The organism is uncultured Winogradskyella sp., assembly GCF_937958655.1.
In the GTDB taxonomy this organism is placed as follows: Bacteria; Bacteroidota; Bacteroidia; order Flavobacteriales; family Flavobacteriaceae; genus Winogradskyella.
Window position 1 is genome coordinate 1 of record NZ_CALGNH010000083.1, and the last position, 14,891, is coordinate 14,891.

Genomic DNA, 14,891 nt, shown 5'->3' on the forward strand with positions numbered 1-14,891 from the left:
ATTTGAGCAAACCTTTTCTGAGCAACGCCAATTTTTTACTGAAGGTGTAGATCTTTTTTCAAAAGGTGGTTTATTCTTTTCTAGGCGTGTTGGTAGTGCACCCACAGGCCAACTTAATTTAGCCGATAATGAGGAAGCGGATGTACCAAATGAAGTTAAAGTACTAAATGCAGTAAAAGTTTCTGGTAGAACCAAAGAGGGTTGGGGACTTGGACTTTTTAATGCTATTACCGAAAAGACATTTGCTACCATTACAAATACAGACACTGGCCAATCTCGCAAAGAAGTTGTTGAACCTTTTACTAACTATAATATATTGGTTGTTGACAAACAATTTGGAGGTAATTCTGCCATCAGCTTAATCAACACCAATGTAATGCGTGAAGGTGAGTTTAGAGATGCTAATGTTACTGCTTTAGTTGCAAATTTGGTGAATAAAAAAAACACCTACCGATTTGATACTGCATTACGAATGAGCAACGTAAATTATCAAAATGATCCTACCGAAACAGGTTTTAATACCTTTTTGTTTATCGGTAAAGTTGCAGGTAATTTTAGATATAGCTTTGATCATAGATTTGCAGATACTGAATATGAAATTAATGATCTTGGTTTAAATTTTAGAAATAATAGAAATGATTTTGGTTTTGACTTCTCTTATGAAACCTTTGAACCATCAGGGAAATTAAATAGTTATCGTTTCAACTTTTTTTCCAATTACAGAAGATTGGTGAGACCAAACGCATTCTCTCAATTTAATTTTGGTGGTGGCTATAGAGCCTTTACAAAAAAACTAGACGCCTATGGTTTTAGGTTAAATTTGCAGCCTGGTAAACAATTTGATTTTTTCGAATCTCGAGACGGCAGACCATTTATTTTTGAAAATTCAGTGAGTACAGGCGGATGGATCTCTACCAATTACAATAGAACATTTGCTATTGATGCAAGAGCAAACTTAGGGGCACTTTTTGAGGATGGAAGAGATTTTTTTTCATACGATTTTAATATTGAACCAAGAGTAAGAGTATCCGATAAACTCTTGTTGATATATGGCTTTTCATTTAACTACAATAATGGCGACCGCGGTTATGCCACACAAGTAAATAACCAACCAATATTGGGTGAGCGTAACAGACAAATAGTAACTAATACACTTTCTGGAAATTATACATTTAATCCTTTTCATTCACTAGGCTTAACATTTAGACATTATTGGGATACTGTACACTATGATTATGATCTTTTTACCTTACAAGACAATGGACGTCTTACAACAGATACTGGGTTTAATTTAGACAACATAGGCGACGATCCTAATATTAATTTTAGTACTTGGAATATAGATTTGAGTTATTCTTGGCAATTTGCACCAGGAAGTTTTTTAACAGCACTTTATAGAAACCAAATATTCAATTTTGAAGAAAATTCTGAGGATGGGTTTTCTGAGAGTTTAGACTTACTTTTTAGACAACCACAGCAAAATGTTTTTTCCTTACGAATGCAGTATTTTATAGACTATAATAAAATTAAGCCTTTATTTAAGAAGAAAAAAACATCGCAGACAGGCCAAGCTAATAGTAATACTCAATTAAACACATTTAATACGCTCCCATAATGCGTAAATAAAACTAATTAATAATTGTATTTTAGCTGTATATGATAACAGCAGTAAATATTCATAAATCCTATGGTGATTTGCATGTTTTAAAAGGTGTGGATCTAACTATTTCTAAAAGTGAAATAATATCTATCGTAGGCACATCTGGAGCAGGTAAAACCACTTTACTTCAAATTTTAGGCACTTTAGATAAGCCTGATTATTTAGATAAAGCGGATCTTTTAATCGATGGTCAATCCATAAAAGAGCTCAACGACAGCGCTCTAGCAAAGTTTAGAAATAAAAATATTGGTTTTATTTTTCAGTTTCACCAATTGTTACCAGAATTTACAGCTTTAGAGAATGTCTGTATACCTGCGTTTATTAATAACACTTCTAAAGTTGAAGCAGAAAAACATGCTACAGAACTTCTAAGTTATTTAGGTCTAAAAGATAGAATGCATCACAAGCCTAATAGTTTATCTGGCGGAGAACAGCAGCGTGTTGCTGTTGCCAGAGCATTAATTAATCAACCAAAAATTATTTTTGCCGATGAACCTTCTGGGAATTTAGATAGTGAATCTGCCGAACAATTACACAATCTGTTTTTTAAGTTAAGAGACGAGTTTAAACAGACCTTTGTCATTGTAACACACAACCAAGAACTAGCAGATATGGCAGATCGCAAACTGACTATGGTAGATGGTAAAATAACATAGAATTAAACGCAACCCTTTTGCGTTAGAGTCATCTATGAATTAAATGATTCATGCAAAAATTTACTTTATTACTTACGCTTTTTTTAGTTTTAAATTCTTGTGCCACGCTTCTCAACGGAAAAACAACACGAGTAAAAATACATGCACGAAAAGGCACTGTTGTAACTTATAAGGATTCTACTTATAAAGTAAAAGACCAGTTTGTGAAAATTTTTCCAAAACGGTCTAAGGATAGTTTAAAACTGACAATTTCTAATGATAGCCTGTCTCAAGACTTTAATATTCCTAAAAGATTATCCGGTACATTAGCTTTAAATTTATTTGTGCCTTATTCGTGGGCTGGTGTCGTAATTGATTTTACAAATCAGAAACGATTTACTTACAAAAAAAACCTGCGTTTTAGTATAGATAGCACTAACAGCAAATTTTACAGACATTTTACATTACCTGTACTTTTAAAAAAGAATGATTTTTTTATATATACCTCACCTCTTAAAGCCATAGATCTTTTTACTCAACCCATGCTCACCATTGGAGGTGAGTATTTTTTTACAGACCGTGTAAGTTTTAGTGCAGAATACGGAACCGTATATACAGATAGACTTGGCGGTAGACCAAATTTAGAACTATACAAAAACAAAGGACGATCCATTAGGTATGAAATAAAACTATATAATACCCTAATTAAACCAAAAAATCCACGTTTTAATAAATACATTGGATTTGAAGCACGCTATATTCGGTATCTATTTAATGATAATATTAGCTATACTGCTACCGACGAAGAGATTAGCTTTTTTGTTAGAGAGACCGTAGGTGTTACAAAGACTGTAGATATCTATAATCTTAAATTAGGTATAAACTATCCTATTGATAAAAGACTTTTTATTGATTTATACTCTGGTTTAGGTATACGTATTAGACGTATAGAAAACCTTAACAACACATTTAATGCAGAAACCGATACTCTTATAGTAGATCAAGATTGTTTTTTATGTTTTAGAAAAAATGAAGCTCAAGATAGTGGTACCTTTTTTAATTTTACATTGGGCTTTAAATTTGGCTACAAATTTTAATAAACAACAAAGTCATTACACACCGATACATTTGTAATTAATATTTAAAATTATCCAGTCTATAAGTATTAATGTAAAGGCACTAACACTATCTCTATTACTTTTAAGATCGTTTTAATCTTTAGATGCAATGGATAAATAAAAAAATCGGTGTCTTCTAACTTCCATTTTTTTTTATTGTAATTTATTATTTTATTAAAATAATCTCAACTAAGAACGTTGCAAAAGTACAGTATGTTATCGTTTTACTAGCCTTTTAATAGCAGTCTGGTTATTTGTATGAGTAATTTCTAAAAAGTACAAACCATCTTTGATGTCAGACAAATTAAAATTCGTTTCCGTGAAGGTATCTACCACTCTTCCAAGTGTATCATAAACAACTACAGATGCAATCGTTTTTTCAGAACTAATATTCACTTCACCTTTTGTTGGATTAGGGTGAACATCTACAGTATTAGATGAGGGTAACCCAAATTCTTCCGTACTTAATGCAACGCCATTTTGATAGAAATTAAGCGCATTAACTGCATAAGCCAATGGCGCATTCCAGTTAATTGTAACTTCATTTGATGCGTAGGAGCACCAATCGTCAAGATAAGATCCAGCATTACTAGTATTATAATATCCAGAGCATCCGTCTTGTCGTCCTGGATTTGGACCACCACTCAACATACCTGGCACTGGCTCTGCTACACCGTCGGCATCTGATACCCTATGATGTGGATACGTTGTTGAGAAATCTCCATAACCTGTAACATAAGAATATCCCGTGCCGTTTCTACCCAATAAATAATCTGCAGCTACATAAGACGCATCTAAATAAGAATCATCATTAGTTAATTCATAAGCTCTAATTAACAATACAACTTGATTTGCAGCTACACCGTTACTACCCCACACATAGTTATTATTAGTCGAACCCATAGTAATATTCATTTCGCCACTTTCTACACCATTTTTTAGAGTATTAGCAGTATTTAAAAAAGTACTACTGGCAGAATTTACAATACTAGATGAAAAAGAAGTATTATGATGTAATATGGATATTAAGGCTAGAGGATCGGTATACTGCCAACTCGGAGTTCCGTTTCCTATGCTAGAAATATTAATATCGTTACTGTAATTTGTATTTCCTGTAGTAATAAATAATTCTACCGCAGCCCACTGAAATTCATCGGAAACGTTGCCATCACCATATTCTCCAGTATTAACATTCGGTGGGTTTGAAAAATATTGGTTAGGATTAGCTTCTGCCCATGCATAAGCCGCTTCTGCAGCACTTAAGAGTGTAGCACTATAGCCTGGTAGTTCAGTTTCGTAATCTGCATAAACTCTAGAGGCTACGGCCATTACTGCCGCAAAATTTAAGGTTGCAGAGGTACTTTTACCCACCACATAACGCTGAGCGTTATACTGATTAGGCATAATTCTACCAGAAAAATTTAATCCTGTAAGTTTATGATATACACCTCCATCGGCTGGCTCTTGCATTGCTAACATCCAATCTAAATTCCATTTTACCTCATCCAATAGATCTGGTAATGCACCACCAGTTTCTGGAATAAATATAGTTTTTGATTGATAGTATGATTCAAAATGCTCAAAAGCCGCCAATAAAGTATATGTTGATATACCACTATTAACAATATATTTGTTATAATCACCAGCGTCATACCACCCTTTTGGTGCTGAAATAATCGTATTTGTTGGTCTCGCTGGTGAAGCAGCCGAACTATGAACACGAACATTGGTATCCGCATGCCCTAAACTTCTGGCATGTACACCGCCATGGGTAGAAGTTATTGCAGAGGATGCTCTATTGTAATAATAATATTTTAAACTTGCTTCTGATAGAGATTCGTAAATATCAGCACCAACATTAAAGGTTACCTCATTATTATTTGTTTGAAGTCTATAAACACCATCAGTAGTTATCGCAGACAAATCAATTTTTGAAACAAAGGCTTGCGCATCACCCCAATATCTTAAACCTTCTGAAGTACCAGAAAGTACAACATTATCATTAGCATCTAAAACAGAAAATGATTGAGGCGCAAAGGTACTCGAAGAGGTTAAGCTAATAATTTTAGATCTTTCATTAAAATAACCCAACTGGTTATATCTAATATCTACAGATTGAGCCATAGATAAAAAAGCATTAAATAGAAAAAATGTAAAAAGTAATTTTGATTTCATAAGATTTGGCTCTATTAAATTTTAATTTTTTTTCTGAAAAAAGTAGGTTTTCTCAAGCATTATTATTTGCTCTATAAAGATAAGGTAAATTTACAAACTGAAAAAAATAATTACACAGTTTAGTATTTTAAACTACTAATTAAACTTTTGAAAATTTTATCGCTATAAACCGATTTAGTTATTGAATATTCTGCTCATCTACAATAATACAATTAGATTACTTTATAAAAGCGCAAAACAAAAGACAATACCCATAAATTAATCATTTTAGAAGACTTAAATTTAACACATATTTTACATTCCTTAAAACCTATAAATCAGTAATTTTGTAATGTTATTTAAAATAAAGCTAAAATTGACTTACATAATAGAAAAAGATACCATGGGCGAGGTTAAAGTCCCATCAGATAAACTTTGGGGCGCTCAAACTGAACGCTCTCGTAATAACTTTAAAATTGGCGCACCAGCCTCTATGCCGTTAGAAGTTGTTTACGGTTTTGCATACCTTAAAAAAGCTGCAGCCTATACCAATTGTGAACTAGGTGTTTTAGACCAAAGTAAACGCGATCTAATTGCTCAAGTATGTGATGAAATTTTAGAAGGAAAGCACAATAACCAGTTTCCACTTGTGATTTGGCAGACAGGCTCTGGTACCCAAAGTAACATGAATGTGAATGAAGTTATCGCCAATAGAGCCCATCAGATTGCAGGTAAAGTTATTGGAGACGGAGATAAAACTATACAGCCTAATGATGATGTTAATAAATCACAATCCTCAAATGACACCTTCCCTACTGGGATGCACATTGCTGCATACAAAAAGGTAGTAGAAACTACCATTCCTGGGCTAATTCAATTAAGAAATACACTGCATAATAAATCCATAGCATTTAACGATGTTGTAAAGATTGGTCGTACACATCTCATGGACGCTACACCATTAACTCTAGGTCAGGAATTTTCTGGGTACGTATCCCAGCTAGATCATGGTTTAAAAGCGTTAGAAAATACTTTAGCACATCTAAGCCAATTAGCCTTAGGTGGTACTGCAGTAGGTACAGGCTTAAACACACCAAAAGGCTACGATATTTTAGTTGCTAAATACATTGCCGAGTTTACAGAATTACCATTTGTAACGGCAGAAAATAAGTTTGAAGCGCTTGCCGCACACGATGCGATTGTAGAAACACATGGTGCTTTAAAACAGATTGCTGTATCACTAAACAAAATTGCAAATGATATTAGAATGATGGCCTCTGGTCCAAGGTCTGGTATTGGCGAAATTATTATTCCTGCAAATGAACCTGGTAGTTCTATTATGCCAGGAAAAGTGAACCCTACACAGTGTGAAGCCTTAACCATGGTCTGCGCCCAAGTTATGGGTAATGACGTGGCTATTACCGTCGGTGGCACACAAGGACATTATGAACTCAATGTGTTTAAACCTATGATGGCAGCAAATATTTTACAATCAGCTCAGATTATCGGTGATGCTTGTGTAAGCTTTGATGTAAATTGTGCACAAGGTATTGAACCAAATCATTCGGTTATTAAAGAATTATTAAACAATTCTTTAATGCTTGTTACAGCACTTAATACAAAAATCGGCTATTATAAAGCCGCTGAAATTGCAAATACTGCTCATAAAAACGGAACCACTTTAAAAGAAGAAGCCATAAACTTGGGTTATGTTTCTGCTGATGATTATGACGATTGGGTAAAGCCCGAAGACATGGTAGGTAGCTTAAAATAATTACTACAGCAATATATAAAAACGCTGTCCTTAAATGGGTAGCGTTTTTTTTGTTCAAAAAAAATAACAATCTTTACATAAAGCCAATCTTATGTCTGTACTCCTAAAAAACATAAAACAGTTATTACAAGTTCATGATAATAACGTTACCATTGTTAAAGGTGAGGCTATGAAAATATTGCCTATAATAGAAAATGCTTATCTATATATTGAGCACGATACTATTATTGAGTATGGAGAAATGAAATATTGCGAAGGTATAGAAGCAGAAACCGTTATTGATGCCACAGGTAAAATTGTACTACCATCTTGGTGCGATTCTCACACACATCTTGTTTATGCAGGTAATAGAACATCTGATTTTGTAGATCGCATTAACGGTTTAAGTTATGAGGAGATTGCAAATAAAGGTGGTGGTATTCTAAACTCAGCCAAAATCTTACAGAAAACAAATGAAGAAGACTTATATAACCAAGCTATGAAGCGATTAGATGAGCTTATTAGCATGGGTACTGGTGCCGTAGAGATAAAAACAGGTTACGGACTTACTGTTGCGGCTGAGTTAAAAATGTTACGCGTTATTAAGCGGATTAAACTCGAAAGTTTAGCAAAAATAATACCTACCCTTTTGGCTGCTCATGCTATTCCTGAGGCCTATAAAGCCGATAAAAATAACTATATAGAGCTCATTATTAACGATCTAATACCTAAGGCAAAAGCGCTTAATATTGCACATTACATAGATGTTTTTTGTGAAAAAGGGTATTTTGATCTTAAAGACACTGAGCAAATTCTTAGTGCTGCACAACAGTTCGATCTTAGGCCTAAACTCCACGTTAACCAATTTAATAGTTTTGGTGGTGTTGCGCTTGGTGTAAAGTATAAGGCTATTTCTGTTGATCATTTAGAACAACTTAATAGCAACGATATTGATGCCTTAAAAGCGTCTCATACAATACCAGTAGCACTACCAGGCTGTTCCTATTTTTTAGGCATACCATATACGCCAGCGCGTAAACTTATTGATGCTGGACTGCCTTTGGCTATTGCCACAGATTACAATCCTGGTACAGCACCAAGCGGAAATATGAATTTTGTTGTGAGTGCTGCTTGTATAAATTTAAAAATGACGCCAGAAGAAGCTATTAATGCAGCTACTATTAATGGAGCGTATGCTATGGGAATTAGCAATATGTATGGTAGCATTACACGTGGAAAAAAAGCGAACCTTATCATTACAAAACCATTAAACCATTATAAAGAAATTCCTTACGCCTTTGGTCATAACCCAATAGATTCTGTGGTTATTAATGGGCAATTTAAAGCCATAAAAAATCCGGAAGCAAACTTCCGGATCTCTTAGCTATTAACCAATAATCAAATCATCAATTCTTATTTCAGAGCAAACTCTGAAGAAGAAATCAACTCTTTATCATTAAATACGTTTATTTTATAACGTCCTTCTTCAAATTTAGAATCATCAAGGACACTAATGTATTCACAAACGTTTAAATTTCTATTTTCGTAGTTAAACCTACTAATAAGACTGTAGTTTAATGTTTGGCCATCAAATTGAATCTGTTCGTTAGATCCTAATACATTGTTTTTAGGATCTATGACCTGCACATATAATTCCTTATCACCGGCCTCTGTTAACATGTTTTTTGCTACAGTAAAACATACCTTAATTTTATCACTTCGTCTTGCACGTTCTGTAGGGATTTGCTTTCCACTACTTCTCTCTATAACTCCCATACCAACTAAACCAACAGTTTGTAAAGCAGCTGCATCTTCTACAACGTTAGCTAACTCAGTATTCTGTACTAATAAAGAGTCTGTAAACACTGTACGTTCAGCTAATTGAACTTGCGTACTATCTAATGATGTTGCTAAATATTGGTTTTCAACTTTTAACTTATCGTTTTCAACCATAAGTACATCCATTTCATCTTGTAATGCTAAAAACTTCTTTTTATATCTCCATAAGCTATTAACACTATTCTGAGATACTTTTAATGAATCCATTAAACCTGTAATACGATCTCTTGCGGCTATTAAATCTTGATTTTTCACTTCACTTGCAGCAATGGCTTCATCGTACTGCTTTGCCATATTGTTTAGGTCGTTCATTACTTGTTTTTTCTCAGAGATAAGTGCTTTTTCAGTTTCTTTACCTTCATTGTAGTACTTAGAAGCAACAAACGATGCGCCTAAAAATAATACCAATAATAGTCCTAAACCTATTTTTAGTCCAGTACTTGATTTTTGTGAATTTTCCATAATGTCTTAGTTTTTAAGTTATTGTTAATTATTGTTTTTAAATTAATATGAGTTTAGTCTAAAAGCTGTAAATTTATTTTAAATTATCCAACATGAAAAATCTCGTTTTATTCACTTCTAAAGATCGCGATTCTTTAACTAAAGTTCGAAACCGAGAATCAAAATTTGGAGAACATATTCAGTTAATACCTAACCTCACTACTACATACGATGACATTGTTAATTTAGATGTTGACTATGTTCTTTTTGGAATAAAAGAAGATATTGGAATTTACGCAAACCAAGGAATAACAGGGGCTTACAATGCATGGCAAGCAACAATTAAAATTTTGTTAAATACGCAATATAATCTCTTTAATCAACCCAAAAAAGTTCTTGTTTTGGGTCATTTAGATTATTCAATGGAGCGCAAAATAGTAGAAGAAAAAGCAACCAAAAAAAATATTACTAAAGCAAGACGTCTGGTTGAAGCTATTGATAAAGACGTCACTTATATGGTTGCTACTATCGTTAAAGCAGGGAAAATTCCTATTATTATTGGTGGAGGGCATAATAATGCATATGGCAATATTAAAGGATTATCATTAGCAAAAAATGACAAGGCCAATGTTGTGAATTTAGATGCCCATACCGATTTCAGAGATAAAGAAGGACGACATAGCGGCAATGGTTTTAGTTATGCTTATAACGAAGGTTATTTAAAAAATTATTTTGTTTTTGGCTTACATGAAAACTACACTTCTGATAAAATTTTTAAAACTTTAACTCAACTTAAGTGTATAAAATACAATACGTATGAAGCTTTAGAGGTTAGAAACGACATTGAATTTTTATCTGAACTAGAAATTGCATCTCAACATGTCTCTAACAAACCTTTTGGTATTGAGATAGATTGTGACGCTATAGCTGACATACCTAGTAGTGCTATGACTCCAAGTGGTTTTTCTGTAAAAAAAACAAGGCAATTTGTTCATTACTTTGGTAAACATAAAAATGCAAGTTACCTGCATATTTGTGAAGCAGCACCAACGAAAAAAACAGCTTCAAAAGTTGGAAAACTCATCTCCTATTTAATCACTGATTTTATTAGAGCCCATGACCATTAAAATTATAGACTACGACGACATATATGCGCAATACTTTTATGATTTAAATATTGAATGGCTTAAAACCTATTTTTACGTTGAGCCATTTGACGAAGAGGTATTAAGCAAACCAAATATGCATATCATAGACAAAGGTGGTTATATCTTTTTTGCTATTAAGAACACAACTATAGTCGGTACTGTAGCACTTATGCCAACTGAGGATAACGGTATCTTAGAACTTACAAAAATGGCTGTTTTACCAGAAGAACGCGGACAAAAAATAGGCCAAAAACTATTACAACATTGTATAGATTTTGCTAAATCTAAAAACCTAGAGGCGCTACTACTTTATTCTAATACTAAATTAGAAAATGCCATTTATCTTTATAGAAAATATGGGTTTAAAGATTTAAAATTAGAAAGTAATAGTCCTTACGAGCGTTCGGATATTAAAATGTTATTGGAATTTAAAGCTTAAAATGACTTTTTAAATAATCAAAAGCTCCCTTTATATTTTCAAAAATATGCTCTTCAGAAATTAAATCTGGTACAATATCTATAGAAATTAATTTATCCTTAGGTTGCTCTTGTACGGCAGTTAATAAAACCTGTACACCACGTTGTTCTAAATCCAACACTGCATTTTCTAATGCATACAAACCAGATTGGTCAATATAGGGCACACGGTCCATACGAATAATGAGTGCCTTAATCTGTTCTGGTATATTAGCTATTTCATCTTGAAAATGCGAGGTGAACCCAAAAAACAAAGGGCCGTATAGGTGCTTAATATAAACTTTGTCTTTGTATTGTTCGTAGAATTCGATTTCGTCCTGCCAAGGTTTTTCACCATCAAAACCAGCAATAGTTCCTACTTCCATACCTTTTTCACCAATGTCACTGGCGCGTTTCATAAATAGTAAAGACGCTAATAGCAAACCAATACCCACAGCCTGTATTAAACTACCAAACGTTGTAATTAGTAACACAATAATTAATACAACAGCATCGGCTCTAGGTACTACTAATAAATGCTTTAACCCTTTTACATCGATAATCTTAACGGCAATTGGAATTAATAATCCTGCTAAGACACATAGCGGTATATGTGCCGCTAATGTACCTAAGCCTAGTAATACAGCTAATAAAAACAACCCATGTATTGCACCAGATACTCGTGTACGACCACCAGAATTGATATTTATCACAGTACCTTTAGTTGCTCCTGCACCTGGAATTCCGCCAAAAATTGCTGCGATGGCATTTCCAATACCCTGTCCAACTAATTCTCTATTACTATTGTGTTTGGTTTTGGTCATATTGTCTGCAATCACTGAAGTCAATAGGGAATCTATTGAACCCAAAACAGCTAATACAAGAGCATATTCAGCAATTAAGGTGTAAGCACTAGCATCTATGGTGAGCAGTCCATCGATTTGTAATGATGGGAGACCTGATGGGATTTCACCAATAATTGGTACGTCCCATTTTAAAAAGTAAGCAGCAATAGAAGCCACAATCAATGCTACCAAAGCACTGGGAATAGCTTTAGTTATATAGGGGAATACATAATATATCAGCACTGTTAATCCGCCTAAAGCCAAAGCTTGCCAATTAAAATCAGTGAATAATCTAGGTAAATCTTGCATTACCAACCAGGTCGACTTTGCTGAACTTAGACCAACAAACGGGAACAATTGTAAAATAATGATGATAAGTCCTACTCCACTCATAAAACCAGAAACCACAGGATATGGAAAGTACTTCACATATCCAGCAATATTAATTAGTCCAAATATGATTTGAAATATACCACCAAGTAAGAAGGTAACAATAACTATGGGCATAGCAGCTTCTAAGCTACCTGTAAGCTCAATGGCACCAGCGACTAAGGCGGCAGAAACAACTGTCATAGGACCAGTTGGTCCACTCGCTTGGGTTGCAGTACCTCCAAAAATTGCTGCAAAAATTCCGACAGCAATCGCTCCATAAAGTCCTGCAATAGCACCAAGACCAGATTGAACACCAAAAGCAAGGGCTAAAGGCAAAGCCACAACACCAGCAACCAAACCACCAGTTAAATCTCCTTTTAAATACTTAAAATCGTAGAATTTTGAACTCATATATTGGGTTTTATTAAAATTTAGGTTAAATATAATCTATAAAAAACTTAACTAAAACTTAAATCAATTTAATCTACATCATCATTTTTGGGATGGCGATTCTCAAAATCATCTTGTAAGTCTTCTCTAATTTTAGAAGCTAATTGCCTTAATGTATAATGCTCATTAATACAATCATTATAATAATTTTCGAGTTCTTTATGGTGAATTTTTAATCTCGGAATATAGATTTTGTTCAATTCTATTTTATGATGCTTATATAAACCAAGCATTTTCTTTTCTGAAATGATATTAATCCACTTATAGTCTTTTGCATATTGCTTAACCAACTCAATAATAAATCGTTTTTCTGGTCTATTATATTCTCCATCTTTTCCTAAGTATTTATCATTTATAAGTCGGAGATAATCGCTTAATTCTACTTCCTTATTTAATTCATTGTTAGCTTTTGTTATAAAATTTAAAATCTCGCTACAAAACTTATCATTTCCTTGGCATGTATTGTTAATCACCTTAAAATAGAAGCTTTGGTATTCGCGCTTTCTTAGTCTATTGAAATAAGATTTTTCGTCCTTAAAACAAACTAATTGTATACTCTTAGTAATTAATAAATTAAAAACTGACAATCTATATGTCCATAGCGCTAGCATGCTCCAATCCTTCTTTTCTGATAAGGAGACAAAATTATATTCAAAATTAGGATCGGTATAAATAACATAGAGTCCTATGTCATCACAGAAATAGCTATCAAAATCTATATCAATTACTTCTTCGCTTAACCTTTGGCGCTTGTAGATATAAAAATTGAAAAACTTGAGTTTTTTTATTATCAACTTTTAATTACTATTTAAAGCCTTGAGAGAATCAATCTTTCTTTGATAGTCTTCAATCTTCTTAGAATTATCTTCTGCCTTAGGAATGGTTTTCAACGAATCTATTTGAGTTTGCATTATATCTTCATCTTTAGCTTGCTCGTTGTAATAGTAACCTATGCCTTCACTAGCTCTCCAAGCTTCATTGAGTTGCTTATATACTTCTTCGTCCCATGTACTTGGATGCTTAACATCTATCCAAATCACATCGCGATATTCACTATCGATTAAAACTAAATCTGGCGTTGCAGAACCATCAAACTGTTGTGCATTCTGTTCACTAATAGACGAAATGGTTCCTAAAAAGAACATTCGCTTTCTGCCAGCTATTTCTTTAATATATGGTCTAAACTCTACTGGTGTACTGGCTTTCCAGTCGTATTCTTTGCGCGATTCTTTAACTTTTAAAGGCATTGCAGATACACCAGCATAACCCTGTTTTTTGGTGGCATGGTCATAATAATATAGTTTTTCGGTACCATCTGCTGGCACAAATACACTATAGCTTAAACTCGTACGCTCGTCTCCTACTGGCTCTAAGCCAAACCAATGGTAAAGTCCACTATAGGCATCTGAGTTGCTCCCTGCAAAATCAAAATCAGTAACATAAGGTTGTTGGTTTTGGTCTTTTGGCATTAAAGGAATTTTTACAGCGGTTTCCATATTCCAAGGCAAAGGATCACTAAATCCACCTAAAAACTTTAAGGATTCAGCTTGTAATTGCGAAACTTCTTCTGCAAGTGTGTTTTGCTTATTTAAAAACGGATAATTTTTAATTTCATCTGGACTCACAAACGTGCCTTTACCAATTAATATACGCTCAAAATAGTCGTTAACATCGTGTTCTCCATTATCTATAATCATAACACCACCAAATGATGGATAAGGAAAGAAGAACCCTTTCCATTTTATTAAACTTACCACTTGCACCCATGCACCTTCGTCATTTTTCATATAAAAGGTATCACTTGGCTCGTAGTTAAATAACATCCAAGGATTGAAGCGTTGCACAACGGCATTATAGGTGTTTCTACTAAACTTTAACGACTCTCCTATTGAAAAGGTAACGTCGATGCGATTTTCATTAGAAAATCGCGGAAATGGTGTTGTACTACTTACAGCAAAAACTTCCTCCGTATTATCGGTAACTTGCTGCATCACATACTTTTCACTAGGCTGAATGGCCA

At 33.8% G+C, this 14,891-nt stretch carries 12 protein-coding genes; 7 read left to right on the plus strand and 5 right to left on the minus strand.

The window, feature by feature from the left end:
- From Q0800_RS13615 to Q0800_RS13625, 3 genes are all read left to right on the plus strand, one after another.
- On the plus strand, window positions 1-1,615 hold a 1,615-nt coding region (locus Q0800_RS13615), incomplete at its 5' end, for a DUF5916 domain-containing protein (RefSeq protein WP_299130803.1).
- A gap of 41 nt (window positions 1,616-1,656) precedes the next feature.
- On the plus strand, window positions 1,657-2,316 hold the full coding sequence (locus Q0800_RS13620; RefSeq protein ID WP_299130806.1) for an ABC transporter ATP-binding protein: 660 nt from the start codon (window positions 1,657-1,659) through the stop codon (window positions 2,314-2,316).
- Window positions 2,317-2,366: 50 nt separating this feature from the next.
- Window positions 2,367-3,392, plus strand: coding sequence for a hypothetical protein (locus Q0800_RS13625; RefSeq protein ID WP_299130809.1), 1,026 nt, complete (start codon window positions 2,367-2,369; stop codon window positions 3,390-3,392).
- Window positions 3,393-3,629: 237 nt separating this feature from the next.
- On the opposite strand, the gene Q0800_RS13630 is transcribed toward Q0800_RS13625, so the two are convergent.
- Window positions 3,630-5,588 carry a glycoside hydrolase family 9 protein gene (locus tag Q0800_RS13630; RefSeq protein WP_299130812.1) on the minus strand — a complete coding sequence of 653 codons (1,959 nt, stop codon included), beginning with the start codon at window positions 5,586-5,588 and terminating at the stop codon, window positions 3,630-3,632.
- 355 nt (window positions 5,589-5,943) lie between these two features.
- Between Q0800_RS13630 and fumC the strand changes: the two genes are divergently transcribed.
- Together fumC and hutI are read left to right on the plus strand one after the other, a co-directional pair.
- Window positions 5,944-7,341 carry a class II fumarate hydratase gene (fumC, locus tag Q0800_RS13635; protein WP_299130815.1) on the plus strand — a complete coding sequence of 466 codons (1,398 nt, stop codon included), beginning with the start codon at window positions 5,944-5,946 and terminating at the stop codon, window positions 7,339-7,341.
- Window positions 7,342-7,432: 91 nt separating this feature from the next.
- On the plus strand, window positions 7,433-8,704 hold the full coding sequence (hutI, locus tag Q0800_RS13640) for an imidazolonepropionase (RefSeq protein ID WP_299130820.1): 1,272 nt from the start codon (window positions 7,433-7,435) through the stop codon (window positions 8,702-8,704).
- A 29-nt stretch (window positions 8,705-8,733) separates the two neighbouring features.
- On the opposite strand, the gene Q0800_RS13645 is transcribed toward hutI, so the two are convergent.
- Entirely contained in the window at window positions 8,734-9,621 is an 888-nt protein-coding gene (locus tag Q0800_RS13645; protein ID WP_299130823.1) for a chromosome partitioning protein ParA, read from the minus strand.
- Between the two features lie 92 nt (window positions 9,622-9,713).
- Here Q0800_RS13645 and Q0800_RS13650 point away from each other — a divergent pair, with 92 nt between their 5' ends.
- On the plus strand, window positions 9,714-10,727 hold the full coding sequence (locus Q0800_RS13650) for a formimidoylglutamase (protein WP_299130826.1): 1,014 nt from the start codon (window positions 9,714-9,716) through the stop codon (window positions 10,725-10,727).
- Window positions 10,717-11,187, plus strand: a complete 471-nt coding sequence (locus Q0800_RS13655; protein WP_299130830.1) for a GNAT family N-acetyltransferase — start codon at window positions 10,717-10,719, stop codon at window positions 11,185-11,187. Before Q0800_RS13650 ends, Q0800_RS13655 begins: the two co-directional genes overlap by 11 nt.
- Here the strand turns inward: Q0800_RS13655 and Q0800_RS13660 are convergent.
- From Q0800_RS13660 to Q0800_RS13670, 3 genes are all read right to left on the minus strand, one after another.
- Window positions 11,177-12,832 (minus strand): SulP family inorganic anion transporter, encoded by a 1,656-nt coding sequence (locus Q0800_RS13660; RefSeq protein ID WP_299130833.1) that lies wholly within the window; start codon window positions 12,830-12,832, stop codon window positions 11,177-11,179. The two genes, Q0800_RS13655 and Q0800_RS13660, sit on opposite strands and share 11 nt — an antisense overlap.
- Window positions 12,833-12,900: 68 nt before the next feature.
- Window positions 12,901-13,665: a hypothetical protein gene (locus Q0800_RS13665; protein ID WP_299130836.1), complete on the minus strand. Its 765-nt coding sequence runs from the start codon at window positions 13,663-13,665 to the stop codon at window positions 12,901-12,903.
- 3 nt (window positions 13,666-13,668) lie between these two features.
- On the minus strand, window positions 13,669-14,891 hold a 1,223-nt coding region (locus Q0800_RS13670), incomplete at its 5' end, for a hypothetical protein (protein WP_299130839.1).

Bases quoted from the DNA above. Each gene is read 5' to 3' on its own strand.
- hutI (WP_299130820.1), top strand. From the start codon at position 7,433: ATGTCTGTACTCCTAAAAAACATAAAACAGTTATTACAAGTTCATGAT.
- Q0800_RS13645 (WP_299130823.1), bottom strand. From the start codon at position 9,621: ATGGAAAATTCACAAAAATCAAGTACTGGACTAAAAATAGGTTTAGGA.
- Q0800_RS13630 (WP_299130812.1), bottom strand. From the start codon at position 5,588: ATGAAATCAAAATTACTTTTTACATTTTTTCTATTTAATGCTTTTTTA.
- Q0800_RS13625 (WP_299130809.1), top strand. From the start codon at position 2,367: ATGCAAAAATTTACTTTATTACTTACGCTTTTTTTAGTTTTAAATTCT.
- Q0800_RS13620 (WP_299130806.1), top strand. From the start codon at position 1,657: ATGATAACAGCAGTAAATATTCATAAATCCTATGGTGATTTGCATGTT.
- Q0800_RS13660 (WP_299130833.1), bottom strand. From the start codon at position 12,832: ATGAGTTCAAAATTCTACGATTTTAAGTATTTAAAAGGAGATTTAACT.
- Q0800_RS13650 (WP_299130826.1), top strand. From the start codon at position 9,714: ATGAAAAATCTCGTTTTATTCACTTCTAAAGATCGCGATTCTTTAACT.
- Q0800_RS13655 (WP_299130830.1), top strand. From the start codon at position 10,717: ATGACCATTAAAATTATAGACTACGACGACATATATGCGCAATACTTT.